This is a genomic window from Sphingopyxis sp. LK2115 (assembly GCF_014595975.1).
GTDB lineage: Bacteria > Pseudomonadota > Alphaproteobacteria > Sphingomonadales > Sphingomonadaceae > Sphingopyxis.
In genome coordinates this window covers 95366-115890 of sequence record NZ_JABWGQ010000002.1, presented here as the reverse complement: position 1 = coordinate 115890, position 20525 = coordinate 95366, and the positions used below count along the sequence as shown (strand labels likewise).

Annotated in this window: 15 protein-coding genes; 10 read left to right on the top strand and 5 right to left on the bottom strand. The window is 65.6% G+C overall.

Going from position 1 to position 20525, the window contains the following annotated elements; all coding sequences use genetic code 11:
• Nucleotides 1–302: 302 nt before the first annotated feature.
• From HUW43_RS00550 to HUW43_RS00530, 5 genes are all read left to right on the top strand, one after another.
• Nucleotides 303–1706, top strand: coding sequence for a M48 family metalloprotease (locus HUW43_RS00550; RefSeq protein ID WP_188235648.1), 1404 nt, complete (start codon nucleotides 303–305; stop codon nucleotides 1704–1706).
• Nucleotides 1707–1761: 55 nt separating this feature from the next.
• Nucleotides 1762–3336, top strand: coding sequence for a thioredoxin domain-containing protein (locus HUW43_RS00545; protein ID WP_188235646.1), 1575 nt, complete (start codon nucleotides 1762–1764; stop codon nucleotides 3334–3336).
• Between the two features lie 9 nt (nucleotides 3337–3345).
• Nucleotides 3346–5172 carry a tetratricopeptide repeat-containing sulfotransferase family protein gene (locus HUW43_RS00540; RefSeq protein WP_188235645.1) on the top strand — a complete coding sequence of 609 codons (1827 nt, stop codon included), beginning with the start codon at nucleotides 3346–3348 and terminating at the stop codon, nucleotides 5170–5172.
• A 128-nt stretch (nucleotides 5173–5300) separates the two neighbouring features.
• Entirely contained in the window at nucleotides 5301–7688 is a 2388-nt protein-coding gene (locus tag HUW43_RS00535) for a TonB-dependent receptor (RefSeq protein WP_188235644.1), read from the top strand.
• Nucleotides 7689–7692: 4 nt separating this feature from the next.
• Complete coding sequence (locus HUW43_RS00530) at nucleotides 7693–9015, top strand: amino acid permease (protein WP_188235643.1); 1323 nt, start codon at nucleotides 7693–7695, stop codon at nucleotides 9013–9015.
• Here the strand turns inward: HUW43_RS00530 and HUW43_RS00525 are convergent.
• Together HUW43_RS00525 and HUW43_RS00520 are read right to left on the bottom strand one after the other, a co-directional pair.
• Nucleotides 8977–10581, bottom strand: coding sequence for a phytoene desaturase family protein (locus HUW43_RS00525; protein WP_188235642.1), 1605 nt, complete (start codon nucleotides 10579–10581; stop codon nucleotides 8977–8979). The two genes, HUW43_RS00530 and HUW43_RS00525, sit on opposite strands and share 39 nt — an antisense overlap.
• Nucleotides 10578–11744 carry an aromatic ring-hydroxylating oxygenase subunit alpha gene (locus HUW43_RS00520; RefSeq protein ID WP_188235641.1) on the bottom strand — a complete coding sequence of 389 codons (1167 nt, stop codon included), beginning with the start codon at nucleotides 11742–11744 and terminating at the stop codon, nucleotides 10578–10580. The genes HUW43_RS00525 and HUW43_RS00520 overlap by 4 nt, the downstream gene beginning before the upstream one ends.
• Before the next feature lie 33 nt (nucleotides 11745–11777).
• Between HUW43_RS00520 and HUW43_RS00515 the strand changes: the two genes are divergently transcribed.
• Complete coding sequence (locus HUW43_RS00515; protein WP_188235640.1) at nucleotides 11778–12410, top strand: TetR/AcrR family transcriptional regulator; 633 nt, start codon at nucleotides 11778–11780, stop codon at nucleotides 12408–12410.
• 21 nt (nucleotides 12411–12431) lie between these two features.
• Here HUW43_RS00515 and HUW43_RS00510 read toward each other — a convergent pair whose 3' ends face one another.
• Both HUW43_RS00510 and HUW43_RS00505 read right to left on the bottom strand, forming a co-directional pair.
• Nucleotides 12432–14606, bottom strand: coding sequence for a M3 family metallopeptidase (locus HUW43_RS00510; protein WP_317450794.1), 2175 nt, complete (start codon nucleotides 14604–14606; stop codon nucleotides 12432–12434).
• A 113-nt stretch (nucleotides 14607–14719) separates the two neighbouring features.
• The gene (locus tag HUW43_RS00505; protein ID WP_188235638.1) at nucleotides 14720–15589 is read right to left on the bottom strand and encodes an SMP-30/gluconolactonase/LRE family protein; all 870 of its coding nucleotides are present in this window, start codon (nucleotides 15587–15589) and stop codon (nucleotides 14720–14722) included.
• A 349-nt stretch (nucleotides 15590–15938) separates the two neighbouring features.
• On the opposite strand from HUW43_RS00505, the gene HUW43_RS00500 reads away from it, so the two are divergent.
• The 4 genes from HUW43_RS00500 (at nucleotide 15939) to HUW43_RS00485 (ending at nucleotide 19701) form a co-directional block, all read left to right on the top strand.
• Nucleotides 15939–17093: an acyl-CoA dehydrogenase family protein gene (locus tag HUW43_RS00500; RefSeq protein WP_188235637.1), complete on the top strand. Its 1155-nt coding sequence runs from the start codon at nucleotides 15939–15941 to the stop codon at nucleotides 17091–17093.
• Between the two features lie 54 nt (nucleotides 17094–17147).
• Nucleotides 17148–18317: an acetyl-CoA C-acetyltransferase gene (locus HUW43_RS00495; RefSeq protein WP_188235636.1), complete on the top strand. Its 1170-nt coding sequence runs from the start codon at nucleotides 17148–17150 to the stop codon at nucleotides 18315–18317.
• Nucleotides 18318–18481: 164 nt separating this feature from the next.
• Nucleotides 18482–19264, top strand: coding sequence for an SDR family NAD(P)-dependent oxidoreductase (locus HUW43_RS00490; RefSeq protein WP_188235635.1), 783 nt, complete (start codon nucleotides 18482–18484; stop codon nucleotides 19262–19264).
• A complete protein-coding gene (locus HUW43_RS00485; protein WP_188235634.1) occupies nucleotides 19264–19701 on the top strand; it encodes an acyl-CoA thioesterase in 438 nt (145 codons plus the stop codon). Before HUW43_RS00490 ends, HUW43_RS00485 begins: the two co-directional genes overlap by 1 nt.
• 115 nt (nucleotides 19702–19816) lie before the next feature.
• Here the strand turns inward: HUW43_RS00485 and gmk are convergent, their stop codons facing one another.
• Complete coding sequence (gene gmk, locus HUW43_RS00480) at nucleotides 19817–20479, bottom strand: guanylate kinase (RefSeq protein ID WP_188235633.1); 663 nt, start codon at nucleotides 20477–20479, stop codon at nucleotides 19817–19819.
• Nucleotides 20480–20525 lie beyond the last annotated feature (46 nt).

Here is a 20525-nt window from a genome sequence, read left to right as displayed (position 1 = left end):
TCCGTGAAACCCTCGAGGGATCGCACCGCCTAGCTCTGCAATTACAGATCCCGACGCTGAATAAATGCCATGTGTCCCCGCGAAGGCGGGGACACATCTTGCGCGGGTTCAAAATGGCGCCGACCGGCGATGGCTCCCGCCTTCGCCGGAGCGCACAGCCTGTTCAGCCAAAGATGATCATGCTTTGGGGTCAGAACCCATCGCAAAAATCGCACGACGAGCTTGCGCCCGCGCGCACTGACCCCCAATAAGCCCCCATGGCTTCACTCGGCGTTCAGGCGCGCGGCGCAAGAAGGGCGGCGATGACCGCTTTCCCGCCGCAGCCCGCGTCGGGGGCGCATGGCTTGCGCTCCCTTTTCCATATCCTGCTCACGCTGCTTGCGATGATCGCCGTCGCGGCGCGCCCCGCGGCCGCTCAATCGATCCTGCGCGATGCCGAGACCGAGGCGCTGTTCCAGGACATGATGGACCCGCTGCTCGTCGCGGCGGGGCTCCAGCCGGGGCAGGTCCGCGTCCACCTGCTCGGCGACCGCAGCATCAACGCCTTCGTCGCGGGAAGTCAGGACATTTATGTCTTCAGCGGGCTGATCGAGGCCGCCGACAGCGCCGAAGAGGTGCAGGGCGTGCTGGCGCACGAACTGGGGCATGTGATGGGCGGCCACGCGATCCGCATCAACGACGGCGCAAGCGCCGCGACGAGCATTTCGCTGCTCAGCCTGCTGCTCGGTGCCGCGGCGATTGCCGCGGGCGGCGGCGAGGCCGGCATGGGTATCATGATGGCGGGGCAACAGGCGGCGCTCGGCAAGTTCCTCGCCTTCAGCCGCGTGCAGGAATCGACCGCCGACGCGGCGGGCGCGCAATATCTGTCGAAGGCGGGGATCAGCGGGCGCGGCAGCCTGGCCTTTTTCAAGAAGCTTCAGAATCTGGAGTTTCGCTATGGCATCAAGCAGGACGACGATCAGGCCTATGGCCGGACGCATCCGATGTCGGGCGACCGCATCCAGACGCTGCGTGAAGTCTATGTCATCGACCCGGCGTGGGACAAGCCGGCCGACCCCGCGATCGAAAAGCGGTTCCAGCGCGTCAAGGCCAAGCTGTCAGGCTATATGACCGAACCCGAACGGACGCTGCGCAAGTTCCCCGAAAGCGACGGCAGCATCCCGGCACGCTATGCGCGCGCCTATGCCTGGCACAAGAGCGCCTATCCGCAAAAGGCGCTGGCCGAGGTCGAGAGATTGCTCGCCACCGATCCCGACGATCCCTATTTCCTCGAACTCGAAGGCCAGATCCTGCTCGAATCGGGGCGCCCCGATGAGGCGATTCCCGCGCTGCGCAAGGCGGTGGCCAGGTCGCGCGCGCAACCGCTGATCGCCGCGACGCTCGGCCATGCATTGATCGCGACCGAAGACCCCGCCCATTATGCCGAGGCCGAAAAGGTGTTGAAAACCGCGGTCGCGCTCGACAACCGCAACCCCTTTGCCTGGTATCAGCTGGGCATCGTCTATGCGAACAAGGGCGATCAGGCGCGCGCCGCGCTCGCCTCGGCAGAACGCTATAACCTGGAGGGTAGACAGCCAACGCTGGCGCTGCGTAATGCCGAACTGGCGATGCAGGGTCTGCCCCAGGGATCGCCCGACTGGATCCGCGCACAGGATATTTCGCTGGTCGCTCGCGCCGAGGTGGAACGCGAGCGGAAACGGCGTTAGACTCGCACGAACCAGCGGGGGACCGCATCGCCAAATCGATGCGCAAGGGCGACAAGTGACGGACAGAAAAGACGATTATTACCAGCCTTGGCTGCGCGACCCCGCGCCGAAGCCGGGTGCGAGCGCGCCGCTGCACGGCGAGGGGCTTGCCAAGCCCAAGGACGAACCGCCGCTCGGCATCGATCTGACGCGCTATGACAAGGCCGAGACGCCGCGCCGCGCGCCGCTGGCGAATCCCGAAGCGATCGGGGCGGGCGCGACAAGGCTTTGGATGCGGATTCGACGCGGCGCCGAAACCTTTGCCGACTGGACGATTCGCGTCGGCGAGCGCGCCGATATTCCGGCGCGGGTCGAAGCCATGGAAATCCCGCGGCGCGCCGACGCGTTTGCGCGCAGGACGGCGGCGGCCGCCATGCGCGCCGCGCGGGCGGCGGGGCGCGGATCGGCCCGCGTGGGCCGTGCCGCGACGAAGGCGAGCGGCGACGCATGGGCGAAAATGGCGCTCGGCGACAAAGTGCGGACGCTGTCGAGCAAAGCCGGACGCGGGGTGGGCGAGGTCGCCGACAAGGCAAAGGCCGGAGTGGCGGACATCGCCAAGGCGGGCAGCGAAAAGCTGCGCCCCGCGCCGCGCGCGGAGTCGCCGCCGCCGCCTTCGGGGCTCGAACAATTGCTCGCGCGCGAAGCGACCGCGGCCCAAGCAAAGGCGCCCGCCGCGCCCGACCTGCCGCTTTTTGCAGGTGATGCCGCAATTCCCGTGATCGCGAAACCCGAACCCAAGGCGACAGCAGGCCCCCCGGACGGCGATGATCGCTCGCCGCTGGTCAAGGCGTCGAAGACGAGGCCAGCGGGCGACACGACCGTGTCGGCGGGGCGGCTGCCGACGTGGAAGGGGACGGATATGGAGCGCGGTTCGATGCACCGGTGGGCGCTGGCCGGGGGCGGCATCCTGCTGCTTGCGACGGCTTTCTGGCTCGGTGGGCGCTTGGGCGGCGGGCTCAGCAAGAGCGAGGTCGAAACCGTCGTCGCCGACTATATCAAGGCGAACCCGCAGATCATCCCAGAAGCGCTGCAAGCGCAGCGCGGGCGCGAAATCGCCAAGGCCATCGACGCGGTGCGCCCGGCGCTCGAAAAGCCCTATGCCGGGGCGTGGGCGGGCAATGCCGACGGCGACGTGACGCTGGTGGTCTTTACCGACTATGCCTGCGGCTTCTGCCGCGCGAGCGTGCCCGACGTCGACCGGCTGATCCGCGAGGACAAGCGCCTGAAGGTCGTGTTCCGCGAATTGCCGATCATCGCGCCGCAGAGCCGCGACGCCGCGATCATGGCGCTCGCCGCGGCGCGACAGGGCAAATATGACGCCTTTCACCACGCGATGTTCGCGGCAAGCTCGCTCGATCCCGATGCGATTGCGGCGGCGGCGGCGCGCGCGGGCGTCGTCACCGACGGCAGCGCCGACGCGACCGCGAACGAGGCGCTGTTCCAGCGCGAGATCGACAGCAATATGGCGATCGCGTCGCAGCTCCAGCTCAACGCCACTCCGACATGGATCGTCGGCGACCAGCTGCTGCAAGGGCAGGTCGGTTATGACGTGCTGCGACAGGCGATCGGCAAGGCGCGGGCGGCGAGCTGAGGCGCGGCATTGGCGACGATCACCCACGATGAGGCGCTCGCCAACGCCCGCCGGCTGCTGAACGGCCAGCCCGGCGCGGCGCTCGAACAGGCGCGCGCGATCGTCGCGGCGGTTCCGACATCGGCGGCGGCGCACCGCATCGCGGCCGAAGCGCTGCGCCGGCTGGGCCGCGCGGACGAAGCCGCCGACGCCGCGCTCGCGGCGGTTGGCGCGGCAGTGCACGACGCGGCGATGATCGCCGCGGCGCTGGCGCTTGCCGAGAACCGCCTGCCCGAAGCCGAGGCGGCGCTGCGCGCGCGGCTGAAGGAAGATCCGACCGACGTCGCGGCGATCCGGATGCTCGCCGAGGTCGCGGGACGGATCGGCCGCTATGGCGACGCCGAAAAGCTGCTGACACGCGCGCTCGAACTGGCGCCCGCGTTCGGCGCGGCGCGCGCCAATCTTGCCACCGTGCTCTACAAGCAGAACCGCTATGCCGAGGCGGTCGAGACGCTCGACGCGGTGCTGGCGGGCGACCCCGACAATCCCGCGCACGCGAACCTCAAGGCCGCCGCGCTCGGCCGGATCGGCGGTTATGACGAAGCGATCGCGCTCTATGCCCAGCTGGTCGAGCGTTTCCCCGGCCACGCCAAGCTGTGGATGAGCTATGGCCATATGCTCAAGACCGTGGGACGGCAGGACGACAGCATCGCTGCCTATCGCCGCGGCCTCGACGCCGAGCCGGGACTGGGCGAAATCTGGTGGAGCCTCGCCAACCTGAAGACGATCCGGTTCGACGAAGCCGACCGGCAGGCGATGGAAGCAGCGCTCGCCGCCGCCGATCGGGGCGGGGCGGCACGCGACGACGATCGGCTGCATCTGCATTTCGCGCTGGGCAAGGCTTATGACGATGCGGGCGAATATGCAGCGGCCTTTCGCCATTATGCCGCCGGCAATGCGATCCGCGCGGACCAGCTCGGCTATGACGCCGCCGAAACGACGGCGATCGTCGACGCGGCGATCGCGACATGCACGGCCGCCTTCTTTGCCGAACGCGCCGGACAGGGCGACCCCAGCGGCGATCCGGTATTCATCCTGGGGATGCCGCGCGCCGGATCGACGCTGATCGAACAGATTTTGGCGAGCCATTCGGCGATCGAAGGGACGATGGAACTGCCCGACCTTCCCGCGATCGCGCTCGGTCTTGGCCGCGAAGCGAAGGGCGAGGGGCGCCACTGGGTCGCCGCGCTGGCCGAGGCATCGCCCGGCAAGCTCGCCGAAATGGGCGCCGCCTTTCTTCGCCGCACCGCGGTGCAGCGCAAGACCGCCAAGCCGCTCTATATCGACAAGCTGCCGAACAACTGGCTCTATGCCCCGCTGATCCGGCTGATCCTGCCCAATGCAAGGATCATCGACGCGCGGCGCCACCCGCTCGATTGCTGCTGGTCCAACTTTCGCCAGCATTTCGCGAAGGGGCAGGCGTTCAGCTATCGCCTGTCCGACATGGGCGCCTATTATCGCGACTATGTGCGGTTGATGGCGCATCTCGACGCGGTGCAGCCGGGGCGCGTCCACCGCGTCATCCACGAAACCTTGCTCGACGACCCTGAAACCGAGGTGCGCGCGATGCTCGCTTTCCTGGGCCGGCCGTTCGAGGAGGGCTGCATGGACTTCCACGCCAATGCGCGCGCGGTGCGGACGGCATCGAGCGAACAGGTGCGGCGCCCGATCAACCGCGACGGGGTCGATCAGTGGCGGCCTTATGCCGAGTGGCTGGGGCCGTTGGTGGACGCGCTGGGGCCGGTTCTGGGCGCCTATCCGGCGGTTCCGGATGCCTATGGAGGCACCGCGAGCTGAATTAGTTGCCTTTGGGCAACATCTGGCGACATTTTCGACCAATGGCCGGGCGCACCGACGAACTAGGCTTGCGCTTGTGCTGCGCTGCGTCATTCTTCTGTCATATCGATGCCATCGAGGGGGGTTTCATGCGGAATATGTCGAAAGTGCTGGTGCGGAGCAGCGCGATGCTGCTGGGCGGCACGATCCTCGCCACGTCGGGCACGGCGCTGGCGCAGCAGGCGACGGTGGAGGACGATAATGACATCGTCGTCACCGCGTCGAAGCGCGAAGAAAATCTGCAGGACGTGCCGCTGGCGATCACCGCGATCGGCAACGAGCGGCTCGGCGAGTTGCAGGTCAAGGAGTTTCAGGACGTCGTCAAATTCCTGCCGTCGGTGACGATCCAGACGCTCGCGCCGGGGTTCAGCCAGGTCTATTTCCGCGGCGTCGCGTCGGGCGAGAATGCCAACCATTCGGCGTCGCTGCCGACCGTCGGCACCTATCTGGACGAAATGCCGATCACGACGATCCAGGGCGCGCTGGACATCCATGCCTATGACCTCGCGCGCGTCGAGGCGCTCGCGGGGCCGCAGGGCACGCTTTATGGCGCCAGTTCGATGGCGGGCACGATCAAGCTGGTCACCAACCAGCCCGACACCAGCGGCACCTATGGTTCGGTGGGGCTTGAACTCAACAGCGTGACGCGCGGCGGCATCGGCGGCGTCGCCGAAGGCTTCGTCAACGCCTCCCTCGGCGAGCGCGCGGCGCTGCGCCTCGTCGGCTGGTATCGTCACGATGCGGGCTATATCGACAATATCGCGGGCAGCCGGACCTATCCCAGCAGCGGCATCACGCAGGACAATGCGGCGCTCGTCGAAAAGGACTATAACGACGTCGACACCTATGGCGCGCGCCTTGCGCTGGGGATCGACCTCGACGACGACTGGACGATCCGCCCGACGCTGATGGGACAGGTGCAGGAAGCCAATGGCAGCTTTGCGCAGGAACGCTCGACCGCGGTGACGCGCAAGCTGCAGACGGTCCAGTACAACCCGGAATATAGCAAGGACAAATGGATCCAGGCTGCGCTGACGATCGAAGGCAAGATCGGCAGCTGGGATCTGACCGTTACCGGTGGTCATTTGCGGCGCAAAACGACGGTCGAAAGCGACTATTCGGACTATGCCTATTTCTATGACGCGCTCTATGGCTATGGCGTCTATTTCTACGATAATGACGGCGACCTCGTCAGCCCGAACCAGTATATCCAGGGCATTGACCGCTATAAGCGCAGTTTTGCCGAAGTCCGCATCGCATCGCCCGCCGACGCGCGCATCCGCTTTATCGGCGGACTGTTCTGGCAGCGCCAGTCGCACAATATCGAACAGAATTACATCATCGACAATATCGCCGATTCGATCACCGTCACCGGAACCGACAGCAATATCTGGCTGACCAAACAGCTGCGTATCGACCGCGACTATGCGGCGTTCGGCGAGATCAGTTTCGACATCACCGACAAGCTGACGCTGACCGGCGGCGGACGCGTGTACAAGTTCGACAACAGCCTGGTCGGCTTCTTCGGCTATTCGGCCGGCTATTCAAGCCGCACCGGCGAAGCCGCCTGCTTCACCGGGCCGATCATTTCGGGAACGCCGTGCACCAATCTCGACAAGAGCACGAGCGACACCGATTTCATCCACAAGCTCAACCTGACCTACAAGGTCACCGACGACGTGCTGGTTTACGCCACCTGGTCGCGCGGTTTTCGCCCCGGCGGCATCAACCGTCGCGGCACCTTGCCGCCCTATGGCCCCGACACGCTCGACAATTATGAATTGGGGTGGAAGACCAGCTTTGGCCCGGTGCGCTTCAACGGCGCCGTCTATCAGGAGGATTGGAACAATATCCAGCTGTCCTTCCTCGGCGCCAATGGCCTCACCGAAATCCGCAACGCGGGCATCGCGCGCATTCGCGGGATCGAGGCGGATTTGAACGTCCGCCAGGGCGGTTTCACGCTCAGCCTTGGCGGCAGTTACAATGATGCGACGATCCGCCGCGATTTCTGCCGCATCGCCAATGACAGCTTCGACTGCACGCTGCCCGGCAGCGACGGCGCGGCCAATGCCTTGCTGGCGCCCGCCGGTTCGCGCCTGCCCGTCACCGCCAAGTTCAAGGGCAATGCCGTCGCGCGCTACGAATGGCCGATCGGCGATATGGACGCGCACGTCCAGTTCGCGGTCAACCATGTCGGCAAACGCCGGTCGGACCTGCGGCCATTCGAGAATGACATCGTCGGCAATTTCGGCGCCTATACCACCGCCGACCTCAGCATCGGGGTCAAAGGCGAAGGGTGGAGCGCCGAGGCCTTTGCGACCAATTTGTTCAACAGCAACGGCGTCATCAACAGCGCGGTTCAGTGCGGCGAATCGATCTGCGGCGATCCCGACGGGATCAGCAACACGGGCGGCGTCTTTTACGACAATGTCGTCCGGCCGCGGCTGATCGGGATCAAGGTGAGCAAGGACTTCTGACCGGGTGACCGCACCCGCGAATCGCCCCGAAAGGCCGCGCCGCAAGCTCGGCCTTTCGATGGCGATCGCGCTCGTCATGGGCAATATGATCGGATCGGGGGTCTTTCTGCTCCCCGCCAGCCTCGCCCCCTTTGGCTGGAACGGCGTCGCGGGCTGGGCGATCACCATCGGCGGGGCGCTTGCGCTGGCTTTTGTGATCGCGCGGCTGACGATCGCCCACCCCGACGCGGGGGGACCGACCGGCTTCGTTGAGCGCGCCTTTGGCCGCATCCCCAGTTTCATGATCGGCTGGGCCTATTGGGTGTCGGTGTGGACCGCGAATGTGACGCTGGCAGTCGCGGCGGTAAGCTTTCTCAGCCTGTTCGTGCCTGCGCTGGGGCGGCATATGGCGCTGTCGACGATCGCGCTGATCTGGATCGTCACTGCGATCAACTGGCGCGGCGCGCGTGCGGCGGGACAGTTTCAGCTCGTAACCCTGCTCATCAAGCTGATCCCGCTGGTCACCGTCATCGTCCTGATCCCCATCGCCTTCGGGCGTAGCCAGCCCGTCGCGCTCGCCCCCTTCCCCGCCGACGGGCTGTCATTCGCCGCGGTGAGCGGATCGGCAATCCTGACCTTGTGGGCGCTGCTCGGCTTTGAATCGGCGAGCGTCGCCGCCGACAAGGTGGATGATCCCGCCGTCACCATCCCGCGCGCGACGATCATCGGCACGCTCGCGACGGGCATCCTCTATCTGATCGTCTGTTCGGCGATCGCGCTGATGCTGCCCGCAGACGAGGTTGCACGCTCGGCGGCGCCTTTCTCGCTGTTCGTCGAAACCTGGTGGGGTGCCGGACCCGCAGCGCTTATCGCCGCCTTCGCCGCGGTCAGCGCGCTCGGCACCTTGAACGGCTGGACGCTGATCCAGGCGGAACTGCCCGCGACGCTCGCTCGGCAGGGGTTGCTTCCCGCCTGGTGCGGCCGCGAGAACCGCCACGGCACCCCGGCCGCCGCGCTGCTGCTGTCGAGCGCGATCGCCACCGCCTGCGTCATCCTCAACAGCAGCAAGTCGACGAGCGAGATGTTCACCTTCATGGCGGTGCTCTCCACCTCGGTGACCTTGTGGCTTTACCTCGCCTGTGCCGCCGCTGCGCTGCGGCTGCGCGTCGCGATCCCGGTCGCGCTGATCGGCCTTGCCTATGCCGTCTGGACGCTGTGGGGCGCGGGCATCGGCGTCAGCGCGATGAGCCTGATCCTGATGGCGGCGGGGCTGCCGCTTTATGCATGGACCATGGCGTCGGCGCGAAGCCTAACGCCACCGGGGCGCGAAGAGCCCCCGGTCGCGTAGGATGACCGCGGCGGCGTTATGCCCCGGCGCGCCGGTGACGCCGCCGCCGGGGTGCGTTCCCGCGCCGCACATGTACAGCCCCTTCACCGGGCCGCGATAGCCGCCATTGCCGAGCACCGGGCGCGCGGCCCAAAGCTGATCGAGGCTCATATGGCCATGCATGATGTCGCCGCCGACAAGGCCGAACTTGCGTTCAAGCCCCTTGGGGCTGAGCCGGGTGCTGCCGACAATGCTGGCGCGAAAGCCCGGTGCGTGTTTTTCGACGGTGTCGATGATGCACTCGGCCGCGGCGTCCTCTTCATCGTCCCAGTCCCTGCCGTCGGGCAATTCGGGTGCGAATTGCTGGCAGAAAAGGCTCGCGACATGACAGCCTGCGGGCGCGAGGCTGTCGTCGACGGTCGACGGGATCAGCATTTCGACGATCGGTGCCTTCGACCAGCCATATTGCTTCGCGTCGAGGAAGGCGCGGTCCATATAGTCGAGCGTCGGGGCGAGGATGATCCCCGACTGGTGATGTTCGCCCGGTTCGGGGAGGCAGGTGAACTTCGGCAGTTGCGACAGCGCGACATTCATACGGAACGTCCCGCTGCCTGCCTTGAAGCCCTTGATCCGGCGCTGAAAGTCTTGCGGCAGGTCGGCGGCGTCCATCATCCGTTCGTAAAGCAGCTTCGGCCCGACATTGGCGATCACGCGCGCGGCGGCGATTTCCTCGCCGCCGACAAGCTTGACGCCGACCGCCCTGCCCCCGTCGACGAGCACCCTGGCGACGGGGCTTTCGAGGCTGATTTCGACGCCATGGTCGCGGCAGACTTTCGCCATGATTTCGGTGATCTTGCCCATGCCGCCGACGCTGTGGCCCCAGGCGCCCTTCTTGCCGTTCACTTCGCCGAAAACATGGTGGAGGAGGACATAGGCGCTGCCCGGTGTGTCGGGGCTGGCGTAGTTGCCGACGACCGCGTCGAAACCGAAAGCCGCCTTCACCGCCTCGCTCTCGAACCAGCTGCCCAGCATCGCGCTTGCCGACTTGGTGAACAGGTCGAGCACGTCGCGCTGCTGTTCGAGGCTGAGGGTGGCGAAGCGCCGCCCCTGCCGCGCCCCGTCGAACAGGGTGCGCAGCCCTTCGCCGACGTTGGGCGGGACGCGGAGCGCAAGGTCGCGGAGCAGTTCGGCGACATTTTCGAGCGCGTCATAATAAGCGGGCAGCATTTCGGCATCGCGCGCGCTGAACTTGCGGAACTCGGCCTGCGTGCGTTCGAGCCCGCCGCCGAGCTTGAGGTATCCGCCATCCTCCTGCGGCAGGAAATTGCTGATCGGCCGCTCGATCACGCGATAGCCATGATCGGCAAGGCGCATGTCGGCGATGACCTTGGGCTGGAGCAGGCTGACCGTGTAGCTTGCCACCGAGTTGCGGAACCCCGGCGCGAACTCCTCGGTCACCGCGGCGCCGCCGACGACGTCGCGCGCCTCGACGATCCGCACCTTCAGTCCGGCCCTGGCGAGATAGAAGGCACAGACAAGGCCGTTGTGGCCGGCGCCGATAATCAGCGCGTCATAGGCTTTGGTCATGCTTTGCTCCATCCCGCACGCGGGGGGTGTTCAAGGCGTGCCTCGGGAATGAGGTCGCGCATCCGAGAACAGAAATGCCTGAGGCAGACTTCCTTGTCGCTGAGCGGGCCCATGGTGAAGCTTTTCGACTGCATCCCCTGCTGAACGCGGGTGATGAGCGCGGTGTCCTCGGCATTGACCTGGCGGTTGATACGCCAGTTGAGATAGCGCGCCGCCCTCATCTCCCGCCGATCGTCGGGCAGGGCATAGCTGATTTCGCGGATCAGACAGCTCGTCGGGCCGGTCGGCAACCATTGCATGAAATCGACCTGGTCGGGATAGATGTCGAAGGCGACATTGGGCCACAGCTTGAAATAGAGCCAGTGGCGCTGGCGGTCGGCGGGCAGGTGCGGCACTGGCGGCAGCAGCCGCTGATACAGGCGTTCGGACCAGCCGGCCGACGGCCGCTCGATCAGGTCGCCCCACATGCGATCGACATTGTCCTTGGCCTCAACGCCATAGCTTTTGCCGAAAAGCCGGGTCAGCCCCGGATGCGCGACGGGAATGTGAAGGCCGTCCGAATAATTGTCGCCGACATTCTTCCAGTTGACCTCGCGCGGGCGCAGCGTGACGCGGCCGAGCGCGCCGAGTTCCGCAAAGCGATAGGGTTCGATCATCGCTTCATAGGGCGCCATCATCGACGCGACCGACGGGCCGCCGTCATCGGCAAGCCGCACGAACCAGAAGCCGCGCCATTGTTCGGCCTCGACCGCCACCAGCCCCGCCCGGTCCTTGTCGAGCGTGGGATAGCTTGCGCTGTCCGGAACGCCGGTCAGCCGCCCGTCGAGTTCATAGGTCCAGGCATGATAGGGGCAGACGAGTTTCTTCGCGCAGCCCGCGGCGCCATCGACAAGGCGCGATCCGCGGTGGCGGCAGACGTTGGTGAAGGCGCGCACGACGCGGTCGCTGCCGCGCACGACGATCACGCTTTCGCCGCAATAGTCGATACTGTGCCAGTCGCCGACATTCGGAATGTCGCTGTCATGACAGACGATTTGCCAGCTGGGGCGAAAGATGCGCGCCATTTCGGCGGCGTAGAAATCGGGGTCGCTGTAGGTCCACGCCGGGAGCGACCATCCGTCGAGCGGGTCGGTGCGCGAATCGTGAAGCGGTGCAGTTGCCATGGTCCGTTCCTTGTTATACAAGCGTATAACAACATGCCGCCCGCTCGCCAAGCCTTTAGGCGCGAAAGCGCCGACGCCCGCCGCGCCGACCTGATCGAGGCGACCGCGACATGCCTGGCCGAACAGGGTCTGGCGGGGACGAATGTGCGCGCGATCTGCGCGCGCGCGGGGGTTTCGCCGGGGCTGCTGCGCCATTATTTCGCTGGCATCGACGATCTGGTCGCCGCGACCTATCAGGCGACGAGCGACCGGATGGACGCGATTTTCGCCGCCGCCGTCGAGCGTGCGGGCACCGATCCGCGCGCGCGGCTGTCGGCCTATCTCACCGCCAGCTTCCGCGCGCCGGTGACCGACCCCGATCTGCTCGGCGCCTGGACCGCCTTCTGGGCGCTGGCACGCAGCGACGCGCGCATGGCCGCGATCCATGCAGGCAGCTATGCGGGCTATCGCGCGCGACTGGCCGAGCTGCTCACCGCGTGCGGCGCGGACGATGCCGGGCGGCTGGCGATCCTGCTCACCGCGATGGTCGACGGACTGTGGCTTGAACTGTCGCTCGACGCGACAAGTTTCGGCGCTGACGCGGCCGCCGGGATGATCGAGAGCGCCCTGACGGCGCTGCTGCCGCCGCCCCCTGGGCGGCGGCAGCCCAAACAAGGGGGATACTGACAACCCCCCTTGCCTTGCCTGTCATTCGGTCGGGAAACCGCGCTTTTCGAGCAGCGCCTTGACGTCGGGGTCGCGACCGCGGAAGGCGCGATAGGCGTCGGCGCGGTCGGTTTCGTTGCCGGTCATCAGCAGGATGGTGCGGAACCTGTCAGCCACCGTCCGATCCCACGGCCCCCCGGCTTCGGTGAAGGCCGCCCAGGTGTCGGCGTCCATCGTTTCGGACCAGAGGTAGGAGTAATAGCCCGCCGAATAGGCGTCCGAGCTGAACAGATGGCCGAACTGCGGCAGGCGGTGCCGCATGACGATTTCCTTCGGCATCCCGATTTCGGCCAGCGTTTCGCGTTCGAACCTGTCGACATCGTTCGGCGGCGTCGTGCGGTTGTGCAGCTTCATGTCGACGATGGCGCTCGCCAGATATTCGACCGTCTCGAACCCCTGGTTGAACTTCTGGCTCGCCAGAATCTTGTCGACCAGCGCCTGCGGCATCGGTTCGCCCGTCTGGTAGTGCGTCGCATATTTCGACAGCACTTCGGGGGTCATCAGCCAATTCTCGTTCACCTGGCTCGGATATTCGACGAAGTCGCGCGGCACCCCGGCAAGCGCCGGATATTTGACCTGCTGGAGCAGATAATGGATGCCGTGGCCGAATTCGTGGAACAGCGTCGACGCGTCGTCGATGCTGATGAGCGTCGGTTCGCCCTGTGCGCCTTCGGTGAAATTATTGTTGTTCGACGCCAGCACATTGCGTTCGCCGCCCAGCGACTGCTGGCTGCGATAGGTCGTCATCCACGCGCCCGACCGCTTGCCGTCGCGCGCGAAATTGTCGAGATAGAAGACGCCGACATTTTTTCCCGTCTTGAGATTATAAACCTCGAAGGTGCGGACCTTGGAATCGAAAACGGGGATTTGCCCCGTATTCTCGCGGAAGCCGAGGTCGTAAAGCTGCCCCGCGGCCCAGAACATGCCGTCGACGAGCTTGTCGAGCTGAAGATAGGGTTTCACCTCGCTTTCATCGAGGTCATATTTCGCCTTGCGGACTTTTTCCGCATAATAGCGATAATCCCATGGCTCGATGGTGATCTTCGGCCCCTTGCCCGCCTTGGCTTCGGCGTCGGCGATTGCCTGCATGTCGGCGACCTCTTCCTTCACGCGCGCGACGGCGGCGGGCCACACCTTCATCATCAGGCCCATCGCATTTTCGGGCGTCTTCGCCATCGTGTCGGCCATGCGGTAATGCGCGTGGGTCGGGAAACCGAGCAGCTCGGCGCGCTCCTGGCGCAGCTTCAGTATTTCGGCGATCGTCGCATTGGTGTCGTTGGCGTCCCCATTGTCGCCGCGGCCGACAAAGGCGCGCCAGACCTTTTCGCGCAATTTGCGGTTGGTCGCATTCTGCAGCACCGGCTGCGCCGACGAGCGCGTGTTCTTGATCGCCCAGTGACCGGCGTGGCCATTGGCCTCTGCGGCGGCGGCGAGCGACGCGACGAAAGCCGGATCGAGCCCGTCAAGCTCAGCCTTGTCGGTGACAAAGGTGTAAAGCTTCTCATCGCCGAGGAGTTTCGAGGAGAAAGCCGAAAATAACCCTTCGAGCTTCGCGTTCATCGCGACCAGCTTTTCCTTGTCGGCGGGCGACAGGTTGGCGCCGTCGCGGACCATTTCGTCATAGCTGCGCTCGACGATGCGGATCTGCTGCGCGTCAAGCCCGCTCGTGTGACGCTTGTCATACACCGCCTTGTAACGCGCGAAGAGCTTCGGCTCCAAGAACAGCTCGGTGTAGAAAGTGGTGAGCTTGGGGCTCCATTCGGCGTCGATTTCCTCGACACGGTCGTTCGATTTGTTCGACGTCTGCACGCCCCACATCGCAAAGACGCGCTCCATCGTCTCGCCCGCGAGCATCATCGGAACGTGGGTGTTTTCGAACGTCGGTTCGGCGGGATTGTCGATCACCGCCTGCACTTCGGCCTTCACCTCGGCCATCGCCTTTTGAAAGGCATCGGGGAAGAGTTCGGGGTCGAGCTTGTCCCAAGGCGGCACCCCCTGATAGGGACCGGTCCAGGGTTGCAGCAGCGGGTTCTGCCCGGCGGGGATGGTTTTGGCGGCAACGGGTTCGGCGGCGATGGCGGTGCTCATCGGGCTATAACCCATGATCGTCGCGGTGGATGCAAGCATGATCGACAGCTTGCGGGCAAGGCGGGGCACGCTGTGCGGCATATTCGGACTCTCCCGGTGGAAAAGGTTTCGGACGAAACCATGTCGGCGGGTGGATTAACCAGATATGACAGCGATGCGCAAGTTTCGGGTCAGCCCTGGCTTCACCCGGCAAACATTTCCTGCGCAAGCCCCGGCACCTCTACGTCGAACGTAAAGACGCCCCCCGCGTGCGGCTGGGCCTCGCGCTCCGCATCGGTCAGATTCTTGCCCGCGCTGGTAACGAAGGCGGTTTTGAGGTCGGCTCCGCCAAAAGCGATCATCGTCGGGCGCTGGACCGGCAGGTCGACCGAGTGCAGCAGTTCGCCCGCGGGCGACAGGCGCACGACGCGCCAGCCGTCCCACAGCGCCGACCAATAACAACCCTCGGCGTCGACCGCGGCGCCGTCAGGGCGGCCCTGGCCTTCGGCAAAGCGGTGGAACAGCCGCTTGCCGCCCAGCGCGCCGGTCGCCGGGTCGACGTCATAGGCATGGATGCAGTGCGTGGGCGTATCGGCGTGATAAAAGATGCGCCCGTCGGGGCTGAACGCCGCGCCGTTGCTGGTCATCAATCCGTCAAACAGCATGGTCAGCGATCCGTCGGGATCGAGCCGGTAGAGCGCTGCATCGCGTTTCGGCTTGTCGCTCGTCAGGCTGCCGACCCACAGCCGCCCGGCCGCATCGACGCGGCCGTCGTTGAAGCGCTGGTGCGGCTTGTCGGCCAGCACCGCCGGTCCGAAGGGCTTTGGCGCCGTGCCCCAATCGTCGATGATCGCGCAGCCGTTTTCGAGCGCGGCGATAAGGCCGCCCTGCGCGCGCGGCGCGATGCAGCCGACCTGTTCGGCGAGTTCCATCACGGCGTCGGTCGCCGTCGCGGGATCGGTCCGATGGATTTTGCGGCCCTCGATATCGACCCAATAAAGGCGCGCTTCGTGCGCGTGCCAGACGGGCGATTCGCCCAGCAGCGCGCGGGCGTCGAGAAGCAGTTGGACCATGGCGAGTTCATAGCGCGGGAGGGCGAGGGTGCCCAGCGATTGCAAAGCTATTCAGCGCCATGCGACCAGCGGCCTGCGGCGGCGCGCGCAACATCGCTTATGGCGGCGTCATCCCGGCGAAGACCGGAATGACAAAATATGGAGAGTGCCACCTGGCCCCCTGGCGTTACACCGCTGTGCGACCAGCGCCGCGCGCCGCGGCACTCGATAATGGGAACGGCGACGGACGAACTTTCATGCCGTAGCGGCATTTCTGCTTGACGTGGACGTAAACGTAAGGTCTCTTGACGGTCAACGATGCGGCCGACTCCCCGGCTTCGTTCGGCCGCGCCCAAGGGAAAGGAACCAGATGTCGCTCGATAGCCTCTCGCGCACCGCCTATACCGAAGACCATGAAGCGTTCCGCGCGACGGTGCGCCAGTTCCTCGAAAACGAAGTCGCGCCCAACCAGGCGCAATGGGCCGAGGACGGCATCGTGCCCAGGAGCCTGTGGCCCAAGGCGGGCGCGCTTGGCCTCCTCTGCCCGACGGTGCCCGAGGAATATGGCGGGCTCGGCCTCGACTTCGGCTATAATGCGATCGTCGACGAAGAAAGCGCCTATTATGGCCGCGTCACCACGGGCTTTTCGCTCCAGTCGGACATCGTCACCAACTATATCGTCCGTTACGGCAGCGAGGAGCAGAAGAAGCACTGGCTGCCCAGGATGGTGTCGGGCGAGGTCATCACCGCGATCGCGATGACCGAACCGGGCACCGGCAGCGACCTTCAGGGGATGCGGACGACCGCGAAAAAGGATGGCAATCATTATGTCATCAATGGCTCCAAAACCTATATCACCAACGGCCAGAACGCCGACCTGATCCTGGTGTGCGTCAAGACCGATCCCGACGCCCAGCCCGCGTGGAAGGGCGTGTCGATCGTGCTGGTCGAGGCCGACCGCGAAGGGTTCCAGCGCGGGCGCAATCTCGACAAGATCGGGCAGGACGAGGCCGACACGTCGGAGCTGTTCTTCAACGACGTTCGCGTGCCGATCACCAATTGCCTGGGCGAAGAGGGACAGGGATTCATCTATCTGATGAGCGAGCTGCCGCAGGAGAGGCTCTCGATTGCGGTCAGCGCGCAGGCATCGGCGCAGCGTGCGTTCGACGACACGGTCGAATATACGCGCGAGCGCAAGGCGTTCGGCAAGCCGATCCTCGATTTCCAGAACAGCCGCTTCGTGCTCGCCGATTTGAAGGCGAAACTGCAGGTCGGCTGGGCGCATCTCGACTGGGCGCTCGCGCGGCATCTGAAAAAGGAACTGACGCCGGAGGAAGGCGCCGCAGCGAAGCTGTGGCACACCGAACTGCAATGGGAAGTGATGGACAAATGCCTCCAGCTGTTTGGCGGCGCGGGCTATATGAACGAATATCCGATCGCCCGCGCGTGGCGCGCGGCGCGCGTGACCCGCATCTTTGGCGGCACGAACGAGATCATGAAGGAACTGATCGGGCGCAAACTTTAATGACCAACCCCTTCCCCCGAAGGGGATGGGCTTCAGGAAGAAAGGAACTCTCCCATGGCCACAGCCTATATTGTTGACGCCGTCCGCACCGCCGGCGGCAAGCGCGGCGGCAAGCTCGCAGGCGTGCACCCCGTCGACCTTGGCGCCGCCGTGTTCGACGCGATCGCCGACCGCAATGATTTCGACCCGCGCGCGATCGACGACGTCATCACCGGCTGCGTGATGCAGGGCGGCGAGCAGACGATGGACGTCGGGCGGAACGCGGTGCTCGCCTCGAAACTTCCCGACAGCATCCCCGCGGTGACGATCGACCGTCAGTGCGGATCGTCGCAGCAGGCGATGATGTTCGCGGCGCAGGCGGTGATGTCGGGCACGCAGGACATCGTTCTCGCCAGCGGCATCGAAAGCATGACGCGCGTGCCGATGGGCTCGACCGCGATGCTCTATATGAAGGAAGGCATGGGCAATTATAAATCGCCCCGGCTTGAGGAGAAATATCCCGGCATCATGTTCAGCCAGTTCATGGGCGCCGAAATGATCGTCAAGAAGCATGGCTTCACCAAGGACGACCTCGACGCCTATGCGCTCGAAAGCCACCGCCGTGCCAAGGCGGCGACCGAAGCAGGCCGCTTCGAGCGCGAAATCGTGCCGGTCGAGATCGATACCCCCGAAGGCCGTGAGTTGCACAAGGTCGACGAAGGCATCCGTTTCGACGCGACGCTGGAGGGGATCGCCGGGGTCAAGCTGCTCCAGGAAGGCGGCGCGATCACCGCCGCGACGTCGAGCCAGATTTGCGACGGCGCATCGGCGGTGCTGATCGTTTCCGAACGGGCGCTCAAAGACCACGGCTTGACCCCGCGCGCGCGCATCCACCACGTCTCGGTGACCGCGGGCGATCCCGTCATCATGCTCGAGGAACCCCTGTTCGCGACCGAAAAGGCCCTGAAGCGCGCCGGCATGACCATCGGCGACATCGACGCCTATGAAGTCAACGAAGCGTTCGCGCCGGTGCCGCTCGCGTGGCTCAAATATCTCGGCGCCGATCACGCGCGTTTGAACCAGCATGGCGGCGCGATTGCGCTCGGCCACCCGCTCGGCGCCAGCGGCACCAAGCTGATGGCGACATTGCTCGGCGTGCTCGACGCGACGGGGGGCAAATATGGCCTGCAAACGATGTGCGAAGGCGGCGGCCAGGCCAACGTGACGATCGTCGAACGGCTGTAACGCCCTTCAACCCCCCTTCCCTTCGGGGGAGGGGCATCAAGACCTGGTCCGGTGTCGGCCGGGCCCCTGGTCGAGCGGGGCGAAGGCCATCGGCCTTGCGCAACATCGACAGCCCAACCCCGACCCCTCCCCGGACGAGGAGGGGCTTTAGCTAGGAGAACCATATGAAACTCGATTCCACCGTTTCCGCCGTCGTCACCGGCGGTGCGTCGGGCCTTGGCGCCGCGACCGCGCGCGCGCTCGCTGCCAAGGGCGTGAAAGTCGCGATCTTCGATTTGCAGGAGGAAAAGGGCAAAGCGATCGCCGAGGAGCTGGGCGGCGTGTTCTGCGAATGCAACGTCACCGACGACGCCAGCGTCGACGCCGCCTTTGAAAAGGCGCGCGCGGCGATCGGGCAGGAGCGCATCCTCGTCAATTGCGCCGGCACCGGCAATGCGATCAAGACCGCGAGCCGCAGCAAGGAAGACGGCAGCATCAAGCATTTCCCGCTCGATGCCTTTAACTGGATCATCCAGATCAACCTTGTCGGCACCTTCCGCTGCATCGCCAAGTCGGCGGCGGGCATGCTGACGCTCGATCCGATGGCCGACGGCGAGCGCGGCGCGATCGTCAACACCGCGAGCGTCGCGGCCGAGGACGGCCAGATCGGCCAGGCCGCTTATTCGGCGTCGAAGGGCGGCGTCGTCGGCATGACGCTCCCGATCGCGCGCGATCTTGCGAGCGAGAGCATCCGCGTCAACACGATCCTGCCCGGCATATTCGATACCCCGCTGCTCGCGGGCGCGCCGCAGAATGTCCGCGACGCCCTTGGCGCCTCGGTGCTCAATCCGAAGCGCCTTGGCGTGCCGGACGAATATGCCCATCTGGCGCTCTGCATGATCGAGAACGGCTATTTTAACGGCGAGGACGTGCGCCTCGACGGCGGCATCCGCATGGGGCCGCGCTGATGCCCAAACCGGAAGGCTGGCGGCTGCGTGCCGCCAGCTATCCCGTTTGCATCGAGTTGCAGACGCGCTTTCAGGACATGGACATCAACGGCCACCTCAACAATGTGGCCTTTGCCGCGCTGTTCGAAAGCGGCCGGGTGCTGCTCAACCGGCAGGTGCGCCCGCTGGGCGAGCGCCCCGCGAACGAGCGGACGATGGTGGCGGCGGTCGAGATCAACTATCTGGCCGAGGGCCATTTCCCCGATCCGGTCGAGATCGCGACCGGCATCGGGCGGATCGGCACGTCGAGCTGGACGATCGTGCAGGCGATGTTCCAGAACGGCCGCTGCATCGCCACCTGCGACACGGTGGTCGTGTGTCGCACCGACGGGCAAGCGAAGCCGCTGCGCGCGGCGATGGTGGCAGAGCTGCAAGCGACGATGGCGAGGGCGGCCTAGATAAGCCATGCGCAGCTGCGAAGGCGGGTGCCCATCGCCTGCCGGTGCGCATTCGATCCGACCGGACCATGGTTCCCCGCCTTCGCGGGGACGCGCTGCGGATATAAAGCGGCGCTTACAGCTTCCTGTCCGCATCCGGCACCGACCGGATCAGGTCGCGCGCAAAGCCGATCAGCCCGATCTGGCGGCGGCGCTTCAGCCGTTCGGCGCGAAGGATTGCCATGACTTCGCCATAGCAGTCATCGACATGGTCGTTGATGAGCACATAGTCATAGCCGTCCCAGTGGCTGATCTCGTTCGCGGCGCGCGCCATGCGCGCGGCGATCACCTCGTCGCTGTCGGTCTTGCGCGCGCGCAGGCGCCGTTCGAGTTCCTCCATCGTCGGCGGCAGCACGAAGACGCGCACGACGTCGGGGCCGGCTTCCTGATACAGCTGCTGCGCGCCCTGCCAGTCGATGTCGAAGAGCACATCCTTGCCCGCGGCGAGCATCGCTTCGACCGGCGCGCGCGGCGTGCCGTAACGGTGGCCGAACACATGCGCCCATTCGAGAAACGCGCCATCGGCGGCCATTTTCTTGAAGGTTTCGGTGTCGACGAAATGATAATGCACCCCGTCGACCTCGCCCGGCCGCGGCGGGCGCGTCGTCGCGGAGATCGAGAGGGCGATGTCCCCGTCCGCCTCCAGCATCATGCGCGAAATGGTGGTCTTGCCCGCGCCCGACGGCGAGGAAAGGACGAACAACACGCCGCGGCGGTTGAGGTGGACGCTATCTGCCATGCGCGCTAATTGCGCGAGAGGGCACGCCGGTCAAGCGGCAAGCGGC

Coding starts and splice junctions, on each gene's coding strand:
- HUW43_RS00525 (WP_188235642.1), bottom strand. CDS start 10,581: ATGACCAAAGCCTATGACGCGCTGATTATCGGCGCCGGCCACAACGGC.
- HUW43_RS00505 (WP_188235638.1), bottom strand. CDS start 15,589: ATGGTCCAACTGCTTCTCGACGCCCGCGCGCTGCTGGGCGAATCGCCC.
- HUW43_RS00515 (WP_188235640.1), top strand. CDS start 11,778: ATGCCGCCCGCTCGCCAAGCCTTTAGGCGCGAAAGCGCCGACGCCCGC.
- HUW43_RS00500 (WP_188235637.1), top strand. CDS start 15,939: ATGTCGCTCGATAGCCTCTCGCGCACCGCCTATACCGAAGACCATGAA.
- HUW43_RS00490 (WP_188235635.1), top strand. CDS start 18,482: ATGAAACTCGATTCCACCGTTTCCGCCGTCGTCACCGGCGGTGCGTCG.
- HUW43_RS00550 (WP_188235648.1), top strand. CDS start 303: ATGACCGCTTTCCCGCCGCAGCCCGCGTCGGGGGCGCATGGCTTGCGC.
- HUW43_RS00485 (WP_188235634.1), top strand. CDS start 19,264: ATGCCCAAACCGGAAGGCTGGCGGCTGCGTGCCGCCAGCTATCCCGTT.
- HUW43_RS00520 (WP_188235641.1), bottom strand. CDS start 11,744: ATGGCAACTGCACCGCTTCACGATTCGCGCACCGACCCGCTCGACGGA.
- gmk (WP_188235633.1), bottom strand. CDS start 20,479: ATGGCAGATAGCGTCCACCTCAACCGCCGCGGCGTGTTGTTCGTCCTT.
- HUW43_RS00535 (WP_188235644.1), top strand. CDS start 5,301: ATGCGGAATATGTCGAAAGTGCTGGTGCGGAGCAGCGCGATGCTGCTG.
- HUW43_RS00495 (WP_188235636.1), top strand. CDS start 17,148: ATGGCCACAGCCTATATTGTTGACGCCGTCCGCACCGCCGGCGGCAAG.